The sequence below is a fragment of the Sphingomonas sp. 8AM genome, assembly GCF_902506455.1.
Classification (GTDB): domain Bacteria; phylum Pseudomonadota; class Alphaproteobacteria; order Sphingomonadales; family Sphingomonadaceae; genus Sphingomonas.
Window position 1 is genome coordinate 1,060,407 of the sequence record NZ_LR733844.1, and the last position, 14,643, is coordinate 1,075,049.

A 14,643-nucleotide genomic window follows, 5' to 3' on the forward strand; every position below is an offset into this window, starting at 1 on the left:
TGATGGACCGTCGCGTCTATGATCGCATGGCCGAGCACGATTCCACCCATTGGTGGTATCGCGCCCGCCGCGACATCCTGGCAGGTTACCTGACGCGTGAAGGGCGATTGCCGGCACCGGCACGAATTCTTGAGATCGGGTGCGGCACCGGACACAATCTGCCGATGCTGGCGGCGTTCGGCGTGGTCGACGCGATCGAGATCGATCCGGCCGCGCGCGACATTGCCAGCCAGCGGCTCGGCAAGCCGGTCGGCGATGCTCCGCTGCCGGCGCTTCCCGGCGTGCCGCGCGGGCATTACGATCTGATCGCGGTGCTGGATGTCGTCGAGCATATCGAGGACGATGTGGCGGCGCTGGCGGCGATGCGCGAATGTCTGGCCCCCGGCGGCAAGATCCTGATCGCGGTGCCCGCCCATCAATGGATGTGGAGCGCACACGACGTCGTGAATCACCATCATCGCCGCTATTCCAAGAAGACGCTGCTCGGCGCGCTGCACAAGGCCGGGCTCAAGGAGCGCGGGCTGACCTATTTCAACTCGCTACTGTTCCCGCTAGCGGCGGCGGCGCGGGTTGCCGGGCGGCTGACCGGGCGCGACGACAGCGACGATTCGCCGCCCGCCGCGCCGCTCAACGCCCTGTTCGAGCGGATCTTCGGGCTGGAGCGGTATCTCGTTGGACGAGTGCCGATGCCGACGGGGGTGTCGATCCTGACGCTGGCGGAGCCGAAGTAGGCTCCCGGAAAATGGTTGGCGTTGATGTAATCCGTCATTGCGAGCGTAGCGAAGCACTCCAGGGCGCCCTAATCCGACTCTGGATTGCTTCGCTACGCTCGCAATGACGGCTGAAAAGTTCGAGGTTAGTCGCCGATCACATGCAGCGCGAGCGTGCGGCGGTGGGGGGCGGCGCGGTGTTCGAACAGGTAGAGCCCCTGCCACGTCCCCAGCACCATCCGCCCGTCGTGGACGGGAATCCCAATCGAGACGTTGGTCAGCGCGGTCTTCAGATGCGCCGGCATGTCGTCCGGGCCTTCGTCGTCATGTTCATAGTCGCGCGATTCGGGCGCAAGCCGCTGGAAATACCGCTCCAGATCACGGCGTACCGCCGGGGCCGCATTCTCGTTGATGAGCAGCGAGGCCGAGGTGTGCCGGCAGAAGACGGTCAGCAGCCCGTCGGCGATACCCTGTGCGTCCAGCCACGCCGCGACCTCGTCGGTCACCTCGACCAGTCCCGCCCCGCGCGTCGCGATCGTTAATCTGCCGTGCGCCTGCCGCATCAGAACAGCCGCCCGCCATTCGGGACGGGAACGCCGGGGTGCACCAGCACGACCTTTCCGTCCGCGTCCGGGAAGCCGAGGGTGAGCACCTGCGACATGAACTTGCCGATCTGTCGCGGCGGGAAGTTGACGACCGCCGCCACCTGTCGCCCGAGCAGCGCGTCGCGGCCGTAATGTTCGGTGATCTGCGCCGACGAGCGCTTCGTGCCGATCGTCGGGCCGAAGTCGATCGTCAGCTTGAACGCCGGTTTGCGTGCCTCCGGGAACGGCTCCGCCGCGACGATCGTCCCTACCCGCACGTCCACCGCCAGAAAGTCGTCGAACGCGATCTCGGGCGCGGGCGGGGCGGCGGGATCGTGGGTGGCGTGCATCAGAAGTCCGGATTCTCGTAATAGCTCGGCGGTTCGATCCCGCTGATCCGTTCGGCGAGCAGCGGGCGGAAGCTGCGCCGGCTCTTGAACGCCGAATACCATGCCTTGGTCAGCGCGTGACCCGCCCAGTCGATCCCGCCGAGATAATCGGCGACCGAAATCTGCGCCGCGGCGGCGAGGTCGGCCAGGCTGATCGTCGAGCCTGCGATCCATTTGCGGTGATCGAGCAGGAAGTCGATATAGTCGAGATGCCCGACCGCCGACTTCATCGCCTCGCGCAGCCGCGACGCGTCGGGGGCCATGCGATGCGCGACGCGCTTGATCATGCGCTCGTCGAGCAGCGGCTGGGTGACGTCACGATAGAAATGCGTGTCGAACCACGCCACCAGCCGCCGGATCTCGGCGCGATTGGCGGCGGTGCCATTGATCATCGCCACCCGCTCGACCGTCTCCTCGAAATATTCGCAGATCGCCATCGAATCGACCAGCACGACACCGCGCTCGTTGTCAGTCATCACCGGGGTCTGCCCGGCGGGATTCATGTCGATGAACGCGTCGCGCCGCTCCCACGGATTTTCGCGCATGAGTTGATAGCCCACGTCCTTCTCATTGAGGAGCGTGCGAACCTTGCGCGTGAACGGACACAGCGGGAACTGGTAGAGCTGCCACATATAAGCGCGCTGTTAGGCAGACTTGCGGGCGGGGGGAAGCGGCTTCGTCGCGGGAGTGGGACGATCAGCCCGCAACGCGCGGGCGACGGCGCGGCACGGCATCCGACTGCCGCCGGATCAGCGCGTAATCGACCACAACATGCGGATGATCCTCGCTGCTACCGGCACGGCGCTGCCGAATCTCGCGCATCAGCAGGTCGACCGCGGTCCGCGCCATGTCACTGACCGGCTGGCGGATCGTGGTCAGCTCCGGCCAGACCGTCGTCGCGAGCGCCGAATCGTCGAACCCGCAGACGGTCAGGTCGCCCGGCACGTCGAGGTCGCGGCGGTGCGCGATCGCGACGGTCGCGGCAGCCATGTCGTCGTTGCTGGCGAAGATCGCGGTCGGCGCGTCGGGCAGGTCGAGCAACCGCTCCGCCGCATCGAGCCCGGAGCGATAACCGAAATCGCCCGCGGCGATCAGCGCGTCGTCAATGTCGAGCCCCATGTCGATCAGCGCGTCGCGATAACCGGCAAGCCGCTCGCCGGTTGCGCTCTGGTTCGCGGCGCCGGTGACGAAGCCGATCCGGCGATGCCCGAGCGTGCCGAGATGACGCGTCATCTCGTAAGCGGCCTTGCGATCGTCGATGCTGACCGACAGCGCCCATTCCGGCGCGCGCCCGGTCGAGACCGCGACGACCGGCACGTCGCGCTCGCGCAGCATCGCCAGCACCGTCTCGGCGTCACCGAGCGGGGGCGGCAGCAGCAGGCCGTCGACGCGGCCGTGCAACAGATGCTCGATCGCCGCCACCTCGCCGCCCGCGGCGCATTGCTCGACGATGATCTGGCCGTTCTGGCGCGCGGCCTGATCGAGGCAGCCGACGAGGAACTCGCTGAAGTAGAACAGGCTGGTCGTGGTGTGCAGCACGCCGAGCCGGAAATCCTCACCGCCCGCCAGCATCCGCGCGGCCGCGGACGGCGCATAACGCAGCGCGGCGATCGCTTCCTCGACCCGTTCGCGGGTCGCATCGCGGACGCTGCCTTCGCGGTTGATGACGCGGCTGACCGTCATCGGCGACACGCCCGCGCGCGCCGCGACGTCGCTGATCGTCGGGGCGTTGCGTTGGCGGCGCGACCCGCGCGGTTCGTTCATGCCGGACAGTCCATGCGCACGGTTCTTGGCGACCGCGGGCGACGCCGGCAAGCGTCAGATTAATCGTGGTGACCCGGAACGTACGGAAAGGACTGCGCCTTGTACCACGCCAGATCGTGCAGGGGTGGCGCGACCCCGGCGGGCAGGGCGCGGCCGTTGACCGACATCCAGTAAGCAAGACTGGCGTCGCGCCACCAGCGCGCCTCGCGTTCCTGCACCGCCAGATCGGTGGCGGTTTTCTGCCAGCGCTCGTCATCGACCTGCGCGCGCACGCCGTCCCATTGCTGTCGCATCGCCGCGACATAGGCCACGCCGCGATCGTAATGCGCGACGAGATCCTCCCATAGCGTCTTGCCCGACGGCATCTTCCGGTCCCATGCCACATGGTGGAACCACAACAGGTCGCGGTCGGGCGTGGTCTTCGGGTCGGCGAACGTTCTGGCGACCTTCGGCGCATATTGCGCGACCGCGTTGCTGCCGGTCCTCGTCCGGTCGAAGCCGATGCCGTTGCGGTCGGCCTTGTGATAATAGACCGGGTTCCACTCCGGCCGTGCGAGATCGGCGACCCACGGCCCCGGCCCGTAATGGTGGCCGGTCGCCATCAGATGCGCGAGCCCGAGCGCGCCGGTGTAATCGACCACCGCCTCGCGCGAGCCCATCATCATCGCGAGCGCGGTGTCGACCACCTGCCGGTCGGTACCAAACGTCTGCTGCGCCCATTCGTGCGCGATCGGCGCCGCCGCCAGCGTCGGGTCCCACGCCATCCGGCCGAAGGCGTACCAATTGGCCTGATTGAAGGTCGAGCTCGACCAGTCGCGGTCGCGCCCGATATTGGCCACACCCGCCATGCCGGTCAGGCGGTGCCGCTCGCTGGTGCCGTCGACGACGCTCGCGACGGTTTCGTTGCCGCGTCCGGTCCTGGCCGACAGCACTTCCTCGAACAGCGGGCCAAGATAGGCGAGGTGGGTCGCGAAGCCGAGATATTCCTTGGTGATCTGGAATTCGACCATCAGCGGGGTCTTCGGCATCGCGCCGAACAACGGATGGAACGGCTCGCGCGGCTGGAAGTCGATCGCGCCGTTCTTCACCTGCACCAGCACATTGTCGGCGAAGGTGCCGTCGAGCGGCTTGAACTCGGTATACGCCTGTTTTGCCCGGTCCTCGGGATCGGTTTCGGCATAGACGAAAGCGCGCCACATCACGAGCCCGCCGTGCGGCCTGACCGCGGCGGCTAGCATGTTCGCGCCGTCGGCGTGGCTGGCGCCATAATCGCGCGGGCCGGGCTGGCCTTCGCTGTTCGCTTTCACGAGGAAGCCACCGAAGTCGGGGATTGCGCGGTAGATCTCGTCGGCCTTCGCCTTCCACCATGCGGCAACCCGCGGGTCGCGCGGGTCGGCGGTCTTGAGCCCGCCCAGCTCGATCGGCGCGGAGAAGCGCGCGGAGAGATAGACCTTGATCCCCCACGGGCGGAACACGTCCGCCAGCGCGGCCGCCTTGGCGATGTAGCGCGGGGTGAGGCTGTCCGCCTTGGCGTTGACGTTGTTGAGGACGGTGCCGTTGATGCCGATCGAGGCATTGGCGCGCGCATAGTCGGTGTAGCGCGGGTCCTTGAGGTCGGGGAGCGTCCACCAGTCCCACAGCGACACGCCGGCATAGCCGCGCTCGACGGTGCCATCGAGATTGTCCCAATGGTTGAGCACGCGCAGCTTCACCTTCGGCGCGCTGGTCAGCGTCGCGGTGGCGGCCACCCCGCCGGTCGCGAGGTGGCGCAGCAGCGCGAACGCGCCGTACAGCGCGCCGCGATCGCTGTTACCGGCGACCAGCAGCGTCGGCGTGCCGTCGAGCGTGACGGGGCGGACCAGATAGCCTTCGTCGCCGAGCGGCGCGAACGGCAGCCGCAGCGCTGCGGTCCCGGTGTCGGCGGCAGTGGCGACGGTGACGTTCATGCCCGCGGGCAGCGCGCGCGACAGCTCGGCGGCGGCGAGGCGCAGCGTTGCGGTGTCGCCGCGGATCGCGACCGTCGTGGCGGCCGGTGCGGCGACCGGCGCGCGCAGCCACAGCCGGTATCCGTCGTCGGCGTGCGCCGTGCCTGCCATCAGCACGGCGAGCGCACCCAGCCATCCCGAACGTGCCTTCATCATCGCTCCCGCTACCGCCGGCGGCATTGACAACGCCGCTTCTTGGTCGCCATGGTAACGCTATCAGCATAAATTCACAAGTCTCGGCGGCAGATCGGGAGTGACTGGAGAGTGCGCGCGTGGCCGCCTATCGTCGAAAGAATGTGATCCGTGCACGGCGCGCGCCGCTGTGCCGGAACGCCGCCGCGCCGACCGTCACGCCCGCTTTCGCCTGAGAGAGACCATGCCGATCATCACCGATGCCCGCGTCATCATCACGAGCCCGGGGCGTAACTTCGTCACGCTGAAGATCATTTGCGACGACGGCACGACCGGGGTCGGTGACGCGACGCTCAACGGCCGCGAACTGGCGGTCGCCGCTTACCTTTCCGAACATGTCGTGCCGTGCCTGATCGGGCGCGACGCGCACCGGATCGAGGACGTCTGGCAGTATCTCTACAAGGGTGCGTACTGGCGGCGCGGGCCGGTGACGATGACCGCGATCGCGGCGGTCGACGTGGCACTGTGGGATATCAAGGGCAAGCTCGCCGGGCTGCCGGTCTATCAATTGCTGGGCGGCGCGAGCCGCGAGGCGTGCATGGTCTATGCGCATGCCAACGGCACCTCGATCGAGGACACGATCGCGGTCGCACTGGCCGAGCGCGACAAGGGCTATACGGCGATCCGGCTGCAATGCGGGGTGCCGGGGCTCGCCTCCACCTATGGCGTCGCCAAGCCGGGGCAGCGCTACGAGCCCGCCGATGCCGCGTTGCCGAGCGAATCGGTGTGGTCGACCGAGAAATATCTGCGTAACGTGCCGGAGCTGTTCGCGGCGGCGCGCGAGGCGCTGGGGCCGGACATTCACCTGCTCCACGACGTCCACCACCGGCTGACCCCAATCGAGGCGGGGCGGCTGGGGCGCGATCTGGAGCCGTACCGCTTGTTCTGGATCGAGGACCCGACCCCGGCGGAGAACCAGGACGCGTTCCGGTTGATCCGCCAGCATACCACGACCCCGATCGCGGTCGGCGAGGTGTTCAATTCGATCTGGGACTGCAAGGCGCTGATTGAGAACCAGCTGATCGATTATGTCCGGTCGACGATCGTCCATGCCGGCGGGATCACGCATCTGCGCCGCGTCGCCGCGCTCGCCGATCTGTATCAGGTTCGCACCGGCTGCCATGGGGCGACCGATCTGTCGCCGATCACGATGGCGGCGGCGCTGCACTTCGGGCTGTCGATCCCGAACTTCGGGGTGCAGGAGCATATGCCGCACACCACCGAGACCGATATGGTGTTCCCGCATTCCTACCGCTTCGAACAGGGCATGATGCATCCGGGTGATGCGCCGGGGCTGGGGGTCGATGTGGATGAGGCGCTGGCAGCGGGGTATGAATACAAGCGCGCCTATCTGCCAGTGAACCGGCTGGAGGATGGCACGCTGTGGAGTTGGTGATGTTTTATTACATCGCCGCCCCGGCGCACGCCGGGGTCCAGTTACGGCGCGCTCGCGAGATGCGGCCATGTTTTCCAACTGGGCCCCGGCGTCCGCCGGGGTGGTTGGTAGTTGAAGGGCCCATCGCATGAGCGACTTCACCGACGCCGCGCAGCACGCGCCCGAGACCGCCGTGCATGAGGTGCCGCGACCCAAGGGCCGCGTGCGCTGGATCATCTGCGCCTTGCTGTTCGCGGCGGTGGTGCTGTCGTACGTCGACCGGCTGGTGCTGGGGGTGCTCAAGCCGCAGCTCACCGAACTCTACCGATGGACGAACACCGGCTACGGCGACGTCACCGGTTATTTTCAGGTCTTCTACGGGATCGGCTTCCTGATCTTCGGGTGGCTGATCGACCGAATCGGGCCGAAATACGGCTATCTGCTCGCGATGGGGAGCTGGACGCTCGGCCATTTCGCGCAGACGCTGGTCACCTCGACGACCGGCTTCGTGATCGCGCGCATCCCGCTCGCGTTCGGTGAGGCGGGTACTTACCCATCCGCGCTCGCCGCCGCCTCGCAATGGTTTCCCAAGAAGGAGCGTGCGCTCGCGATCGGCGTCTTCAACGCCGGGGCGAACGTTGGCGCGGTCGTCACGCCGTTGCTGATCGGGTTCATCGTCGCCGGGCTGCTGCTCGACTGGCGCTGGGCGTTTATCATCACCGGGCTGTTCAATCTGGTGTGGCTGTTCGCGTGGTGGCGGCTCTACCACAAGCCCGCCGAGCATCCGCGGTTGACGACCGAGGAGCGTGCGTGGATCGAAACCGAGCCGGCGGTCGATCAGGGCCGCGCCGGCTTCCTGCGCGTGCTGCGGCATCGCGAGGCATGGGCCTATATGGCGGGGCGGTTCCTGATCGATCCCGTCTGGTGGACGTTCCTGTTCTGGCTGCCGGACTTTTTCAACAAGCAATATGGCTATGATCTGAAGAGCTTCGGGCCGCCGCTGGTTGCGATCTACATCCTCGCCGATCTCGGCGCGATCGCGGGCGGCTGGTATTCTTCGCACCTGCTCAAGCGTGGGGTGGCGACCGGGCGCGCCCGCAAGCGGGCGATGTTCGCCTGCGCGCTGTTCGCGCTGCCGGTGATGTTCGCGGGGCAGGCGAGCAACATCTGGATCGCGGTGACGCTGATCGGGCTGGCCTGCGCGGCGCATCAGGGCTTTTCGACCAATCTGTTCGCGCTGCCGGGCGACCAGTTTCCGCGCTTCGCACAGGGGACGCTGATCGGGCTCGGCGGATTCGCCGGGGCGGTCGGCGGGTTCATCGCATCGAAGTCGCTGGGGCTGCTGCTCGATACCGTCGGGAGCTACGGGCCGTTCTTCGTGGCGTGCGGGGTGGCATATCTGGTGGCGTTGCTGGTTTTCCACCTGCTCAACCCGCACTACCGCGACGTTCGCCTGACACCGGCCGGTTGACGGACGCGCCCAAGTGTTTGATACCGCTATCAACGCCGTGCGAGCATGTTCTCGGATCAGGTGCGACCGGCGCGAACGGTCAGGGAGAGAAAGATGTCGATGATCATGCCCGGCTCGAATCGTGCCGTTGACGACGTCTTTCCTCCGTTGCCGCCCGGCAGCTGCCCGTTTTTCTGATTTCGTTAGGCGCGCCGTTTTTCTCCCCTTTATTCGGCGCGTCGACTCTCGGGGCCGGTCTCTTCGCGAGCCCGGCCCTTCTTTCTTCCGGAGCGACCATGCGATCCTCGTTCGTGCTTGCCGCCGCGATGTTCAGCCTCGCCGCCACTCCCGCCGGTGCGCGCTCCTGTAGCTGGCAGGCGGCGTGGGCGTCGGCGCAAATGACGCCGGAGGGCAACAACGTCCTTCCCGCGGACGCGCTGCGCGATGCGACGCTGCGCCAGATCGTCCGCCCGTCGCTGGGTGGCGCGCGGGTGCGGGTGCGGTTTTCAAACACTTATGGGCGCGCGCCGCTGCGCATCGCTGCCGCGAGCCTCGCGCGCTCGGCGGACCTCGCCAGCGCGCGGGTGACGCCGGGCAGCCTGCGCGCGCTGTCGTTCGGCGGTGCGCGCGACGTGATCGTGCCGCCCGGCGCGGAATATTGGAGCGATGGGGTGACGCTGCCGGTCGCGGCGTTCGACGATCTGGCGGTGTCGGCCTATTTGCCCGTAGCGCCGGACGGGCAGACTTCGCACCCCGGATCGCGCGCGACCTCGTGGATCGTGAAGGGCGATGCGACCGGTTCGGCTGACCTGACGGGCGCGACCGGGACCGATCACTGGTTTCAGCTTTCTGGCGTGGAGGTCGAGCGCTGCGCCGCGCCAGCCGGGGTGGTCGCGTTCGGCGATTCGATCACTGATGGCTATGGCGTGAAGCCCAACACCAACGCGCGCTGGACCGACGGGCTCGCGCGGCGGCTGGGCGGCAAGGCGGCGGTGCTCAACCTCGGGATCGGCGGCAACCGCGTATTGCTCGACGGGCTCGGGCCGAATGCGATGGCGCGCTTCGATCGCGACGTGCTCGGGCAGGCGGGGGCGAGGCATCTGATCGTGCTGGAGGGTGTCAACGATATCGGCGTGCTGACCCGCGAGCAGCCTGCGACCCCGGAGGCGCATCTCAATCTGGTGGCCGGGGTGACGGGTGCCTATGCGCAGATGGTGGCGCGGGCGCATGCCAGGGGAATGACGGTGCATCTCGCGACGATCATGCCGTTCTCGACCAACGCTTATTACCATCCCGGCGCCGCGAGCGAGGCGGACCGGCAGGCGATCAACGCGTGGATCCGCACGCCGGGGAACGCCGATCATGTGATCGATTTCGACCGGCTGATGCGCGATCCGGCGCAGCCCGACCGGCTGCTCCCCGCCTATGACAGCGGCGACGGGCTGCACCCGAGCATCGCCGGCTATCGTGCGATGGCCGAAGGGATTTCGCTGGCGCCATTGCGGCGATAGATGCTATTTGTCCGACTATATATCTGTTTGCCGCTCTGGAGTCCGCCTGCATGACCGCCCCCCACGATCCGACGAAGCTGCGCAGCCGCGCGTGGTTCGACAATCCGGCGAACATCGACATGACGGCGCTGTATCTGGAGCGCTATCTGAACTTCGGGCTGACGCTGGAGGAATTGCAGTCGGGTCGCCCGATCATCGGCATCGCGCAGACCGGCTCTGACCTCAGCCCGTGCAACCGCCACCATCTGGTGCTGGCCGAGCGCGTGCGGGAGGGCGTGCGCGAGATGGGCGGGATCGTGCTGGAATTCCCGGTGCATCCGATCCAGGAAACCGGCAAGCGCCCGACCGCCGGGCTCGACCGCAACCTGGCGTATCTCGGGCTGGTCGAGGTCTTGTACGGCTATCCGCTCGACGGCGTGGTGCTGACGATCGGTTGCGACAAGACGACCCCGGCGTGCCTGATGGCGGCGGCGACGGTCAACATCCCGGCGATCGCNCCCCAGCCCAGCCCGAAGCCGAGCAGCAGCGCGGTCCCGAACCCGGCACCCCAATAGCCGGCGATCTGGATGAACATCGGCACGCGCGTGTCCTGCACCCCGCGCAACACGCCGGCCGCGACCGCCTGCGCGCCATCGACGAGCTGGAAGATCGCCGCGATCCCCAGCAGCGCGACCGCCAGCGATGCCACCGCGCCCTCGCGCGCCGGATCGACGTAGAGCCGCACCAGCCAGTGCGGCACTGCCCAGAACACTGCCGCGCTCAGCGCCATTACCGCGATCCCGGTCACGATCGCAACGTTGCCAGCGCGCGCGACCCACGCGCGGTCGCCCGCGCCGAACGCGAAACCGACGCGGATCGTCGCCGCCTGCGCGAGCCCGAACGGGATCTGGAACGCGATCGCGGCGATGTTGAGCGCCACCGCATGCGCGTCGATCGCCGCGACCGAGATCAGCCCCATCAGCAGGCCGGCGCCGCCGAACAACCCGCCCTCGGCCATCCAGCCGAGCGCGATCGGCGCGCCGAGCCGCGCGATCTCCGCCATCCGTGACCATTCGGCGCGCCACCATTTGCCGAGCAGGCGATAGCGGCGCAGCCGGCGATCGGTCAGCAGGATCACGACATAGGCCGCGCAGGTCGCCGTCGACACGATCACGCTCGACAGGGCCGACCCTTCCAGCCCCAGCGCCGGGAAGCCGGCGTTGCCGAATACCAGACACCAGTTGGCGAACACCGCGACACCCAGCGCCAGCGCGGTGACCATCAACGCCCAGCCCGGCCGTCCCAGCGCCGCTGCGGTCAGCCGGATCAAGGCCGCGCCGACCGCCGGCAGCACCGCCAGCGACAGCACGCGGCAGAACGATCCCGCGCGCGCCGCCACCGCCGGGTCCTGACCCGCCAGCCGCAGCAGTGGCGCGACGCAATTCAGCACCGCGATCACCACCACGGAGCCGAGCACCGCCAGCCACATCGCCATCCGGAACGACCGCCGCACCTGCCGCACCGCGCCGACCCGCCGGCCGAGCGCGGCGGCGATCAACGGCTCGGCCGCGCCGACCATCCCGATCAGCCCGAAGCCGAGGATATGGAAGAAGAACACGCCCAGCGTCGCGGCGGCGAACTCGACCGGCCCGAGCCGTGCGACGAACACCACATCGACCGCGAACACCGCCATCTGGAGCAGGTTCGCGCCGATCAGCGGCCCGGCCAGCGCCGCGAGCGCACGCAACTCCGCGCGCCACGTCGGCGGCGGCGCCTGCGTCAGCGGCGCGAGAGTGGAGGGGGCGGTCATGGATCGCGCACTAGCCGAGCCTGTCCGTCATTGCGAGCGTAGCGACGCCATCCAGAGCGTCCGGGGTGCGGCCCTGGATGGCGTCGCTACGCTCGCAATGACGTATGCTGCTCGTCCCTCATCCGTCATCCCGTAGAGGCGGGGATCCAGACGCGCAGGTCTGGCGCTAGCAGCGAAACGTCAGAGGTTCTGGATTCCCGCCTCCGCGGGAATGACGGAGAAGGCCATTTACCCTCAAAGCGTATTGCCCCGGTCATACACGCCGCGCTACGATCGCCGCCACGTAACGAAGGTGGCAGAAACGATGAAGCTGGTACGCGGCGCCTGGAAGCTGCTGGTCGGGATCAAGGACGCGCTGGTGCTCGTCGCGATGCTGCTGTTCTTCGCGGTGATCTTCGCCGCGCTCAATGCGCGGCAGCGCCCGGCCGCGATCGGCGACGGCGCGCTGGTGCTCAAGTTCGACGGCCCGATCGTCGAACAGCCCGAGGAAGTGCCGCTCACCGCGCTGGTCAGCGGGCAGCAGGTCGGCAAGCAATATCGCCTGCGCGACGTGCTGCGCGCGATCGACGCCGCGCGCACCGACGACCGCGTCAAGGCGATCGTCCTTGACCTCGATCGCTTCGGCGGCGCCTATCCGGCAGTACTCGGCGAGGTGCAGGCCGCGCTGGTGCGCGCGCGCACCGCGGGCAAGCCGGTGCTCGCCTATGCCACTGCCTATACCGACGGCGGCTATCGCCTCGCCTCGGCGGCGAGCGAGATCTGGATGGACCCGCTCGGCGGGACCTTCTTTGCCGGGCCCGGCGGCAACCAGTTGTTCTACAAGGGGCTGATCGACAAGCTCGGCGTCAATGCGCACGTCTATCGCGTCGGCAAGTTCAAGTCGGCGGTCGAGCCGTACACCCGCACCGACCAGAGCCCCGAGGCGCGCGAGGCGTCGCAGGCGCTTTACGGCACGCTCTTCGACCAATGGCGCGAGGCGGTGGCGACCGCGCGCCCGAAGGCGCAGCTCGCGCCCTGGCTCGGCAACCCCGCGCAGCTCGTCGCGCAGGCACAGGGCGACGTGTCGCGCGCCAATCTCGCCACCGGGCTGGTCGACAAGCTCGGCGACCGCGTCGCCTTCGGCCGCCGCGTCGCGCAGCTGGCGGGCGGCGACGACAAGAAGGTCGCCGGCTGGTTCAGGACGATCAACTACCCCGCCTATGTCGCCGCCAATCCGCTGCCCAAGAAGGGCAAGGTCGGGGTGCTGACCATCGCGGGCGAGATCGTCGACGGCGAGGCCGGCCCCGGCAAGGCGGCGGGCGATACCGTGTCGAAGCTGCTCTACAACGGGCTGGTCGAGAACGACCTCAAGGCGCTCGTGGTGCGCGTCGATTCGCCGGGCGGCTCGGTGCTGGCGTCGGAGAAGATCCGGCTCGCGATCCTCGAGGCCAAGCGCCGTGGCCTGCCGGTGGTCGTCTCGATGGGTGGGCTCGCCGCGTCGGGCGGTTACTGGGTGTCGACTCCCGCCGACGTGATCTTCGCCGAGCCCGGCACGATCACCGGCTCGATCGGCATCTTCGGCATCATCCCGACCTTCGAGAACACGCTCAAGAAGATCGGCCTGTCGACCGACGGTGTGAAGACCACCCCGCTCTCCGGCCAGCCCGACGTGCTCGGCGGGACCACCCCCGAACTCGACCGGATCGTTCAGGCCGGGATCGAGCATGGCTATCGGCAATTCCTCACCCGTGTTTCGCAGTCGCGCAAGCTGCCGGTCGAGCGCGTCAACGAGATCGGTCAGGGCCGCGTCTGGGTCGGCGGGATCGCGCAGCAGCTGAAGCTGGTCGACCGTTTCGGCGGGCTCGACGACGCGATCGCCGAGGCGGGCAAGCGTGCAAAGCTCGACGATGCGCAGCCGGTGTGGCTGGAAAAGAAGCCCGGGTTCGCCGCGCAGATCGCGCAACAGGTCGCCAGTCAGGAAGACGATGACGACGATGCCAGCGCCCCGGACGCGCTGTCGCGGCTGACGTGGCAGCGCCAGCAGGCCTTCGCCGCCGCACTGGGCGATGCGAAGCGGATGCTCGGCGGCGCGGCGGTGCGCGCGCAATGCCTCGAATGCGTCGGGCTCGGCCCGATCGCGGCGCGCGCCGAGGACCGCAATTTGTGGCAGCTCGTCGTCGCGCGGATCGGGCTGTGATGCCGCAGGGCCCGATCGCGATCCGCGCGGCGACCAGCGGCGACGCCGCCGCGATCGCTGCCATCTACGCGCCGTACGTGCTGTCAGGCACCGTCTCGTTCGAGAACGAGGCGCCCGATGCGGCGGCGATGCGTGAACGGCTCGAGGATTCGAACGGCTATTATCCGTGGCTGGTCGCGACCACCGACGACGCGGTGCTGGCCTATGCCTATGCGACGCAGTTCCGCGACCGTCCGGCGTATCGCTATGTGGTCGAGACATCGATCTACGTTGGCGGCGCGACCCACGGTCAGGGCGTCGGGCGGCTGCTCTACGAGGCGCTGGTCGACACGCTGCGCGCGCAGGGGTTCACGCAGGCGATCGGCGTGATCGCCCTCCCCAACGACGCCTCGATCACGTTACACGAAGCGGTCGGCTTCCGTCGCGCGGGCGTGTATCGCGAGGTCGGCTACAAGCAGGGCCGCTGGATCGACGTCGGCTTCTGGCAATGCGAGCTCAACGACAGCGCGATCCCGCCGGTCGAGCCGAAGCCGTTCAGCGTTACGGGCGTGCGCCGCGACTGACGTCGCGATCGATGAAGGCTGCTACCGTCGGCAAAACTGCCACCGTCGCCCCTGCGCAGGCAAAGGCCCATGTCTGTATCGTATGTCGAGCCAACCGACACACGATCGACACGCCTGTGTCAGATGCCCACGTGACGGGCGTCCGCCGCTACTGA

The 14,643-nt window shown here is 68.1% G+C and carries 12 protein-coding genes and 1 pseudogene; 7 read left to right on the forward strand and 6 right to left on the reverse strand.

Annotated elements, in window-relative coordinates:
• The first annotated feature begins 2 nt into the window (after positions 1-2).
• A complete protein-coding gene (locus tag BACI71_RS05300; RefSeq protein WP_159755986.1) occupies positions 3-731 on the forward strand; it encodes a class I SAM-dependent methyltransferase in 729 nt (242 codons plus the stop codon).
• Between the two features lie 125 nt (positions 732-856).
• On the opposite strand, the gene BACI71_RS05305 is transcribed toward BACI71_RS05300, so the two are convergent.
• From BACI71_RS05305 to BACI71_RS05325, 5 genes are all read right to left on the reverse strand, one after another.
• Positions 857-1,273 (reverse strand): secondary thiamine-phosphate synthase enzyme YjbQ, encoded by a 417-nt coding sequence (locus tag BACI71_RS05305; RefSeq protein WP_159755989.1) that lies wholly within the window; start codon positions 1,271-1,273, stop codon positions 857-859.
• Positions 1,273-1,644 (reverse strand): tRNA-binding protein, encoded by a 372-nt coding sequence (locus tag BACI71_RS05310; protein WP_159755992.1) that lies wholly within the window; start codon positions 1,642-1,644, stop codon positions 1,273-1,275. The genes BACI71_RS05305 and BACI71_RS05310 overlap by 1 nt, the downstream gene beginning before the upstream one ends.
• Complete coding sequence (locus BACI71_RS05315) at positions 1,644-2,315, reverse strand: glutathione S-transferase family protein (protein ID WP_159755995.1); 672 nt, start codon at positions 2,313-2,315, stop codon at positions 1,644-1,646. The genes BACI71_RS05310 and BACI71_RS05315 overlap by 1 nt, the downstream gene beginning before the upstream one ends.
• Positions 2,316-2,379: 64 nt before the next feature.
• Complete coding sequence (locus BACI71_RS05320; RefSeq protein ID WP_159755998.1) at positions 2,380-3,447, reverse strand: LacI family DNA-binding transcriptional regulator; 1,068 nt, start codon at positions 3,445-3,447, stop codon at positions 2,380-2,382.
• Positions 3,448-3,506: 59 nt separating this feature from the next.
• Positions 3,507-5,588 carry an alpha-glucuronidase family glycosyl hydrolase gene (locus tag BACI71_RS05325; protein ID WP_443018452.1) on the reverse strand — a complete coding sequence of 694 codons (2,082 nt, stop codon included), beginning with the start codon at positions 5,586-5,588 and terminating at the stop codon, positions 3,507-3,509.
• Positions 5,589-5,808: 220 nt separating this feature from the next.
• Here BACI71_RS05325 and manD point away from each other — a divergent pair, with 220 nt between their 5' ends.
• The 4 genes from manD to BACI71_RS18040 all read left to right on the forward strand — a co-directional run.
• Positions 5,809-7,020, forward strand: a complete 1,212-nt coding sequence (manD, locus tag BACI71_RS05330; protein WP_159756004.1) for a D-mannonate dehydratase ManD — start codon at positions 5,809-5,811, stop codon at positions 7,018-7,020.
• 127 nt (positions 7,021-7,147) lie between these two features.
• Positions 7,148-8,470: an MFS transporter gene (locus tag BACI71_RS05335; protein ID WP_159756007.1), complete on the forward strand. Its 1,323-nt coding sequence runs from the start codon at positions 7,148-7,150 to the stop codon at positions 8,468-8,470.
• A gap of 275 nt (positions 8,471-8,745) precedes the next feature.
• Positions 8,746-9,960, forward strand: coding sequence for an SGNH/GDSL hydrolase family protein (locus tag BACI71_RS05340; RefSeq protein ID WP_159756010.1), 1,215 nt, complete (start codon positions 8,746-8,748; stop codon positions 9,958-9,960).
• Between the two features lie 50 nt (positions 9,961-10,010).
• On the forward strand, positions 10,011-10,456 hold a 446-nt coding region (locus tag BACI71_RS18040; protein ID WP_268894057.1), incomplete at its 3' end, for a dihydroxy-acid dehydratase domain-containing protein.
• Between the two features lies 1 nt (position 10,457).
• Here the strand turns inward: BACI71_RS18040 and BACI71_RS05350 are convergent.
• Positions 10,458-11,749 (reverse strand): annotated as a pseudogene (locus tag BACI71_RS05350) (MATE family efflux transporter); the annotation flags it as partial.
• 304 nt (positions 11,750-12,053) lie between these two features.
• Between BACI71_RS05350 and sppA the strand changes: the two are divergent.
• The gene (sppA, locus tag BACI71_RS05355; protein ID WP_159756013.1) at positions 12,054-13,925 is read left to right on the forward strand and encodes a signal peptide peptidase SppA; all 1,872 of its coding nucleotides are present in this window, start codon (positions 12,054-12,056) and stop codon (positions 13,923-13,925) included.
• Positions 13,925-14,488: an arsinothricin resistance N-acetyltransferase ArsN1 family B gene (locus BACI71_RS05360; RefSeq protein ID WP_159756016.1), complete on the forward strand. Its 564-nt coding sequence runs from the start codon at positions 13,925-13,927 to the stop codon at positions 14,486-14,488. Before sppA ends, BACI71_RS05360 begins: the two co-directional genes overlap by 1 nt.
• Positions 14,489-14,643 lie beyond the last annotated feature (155 nt).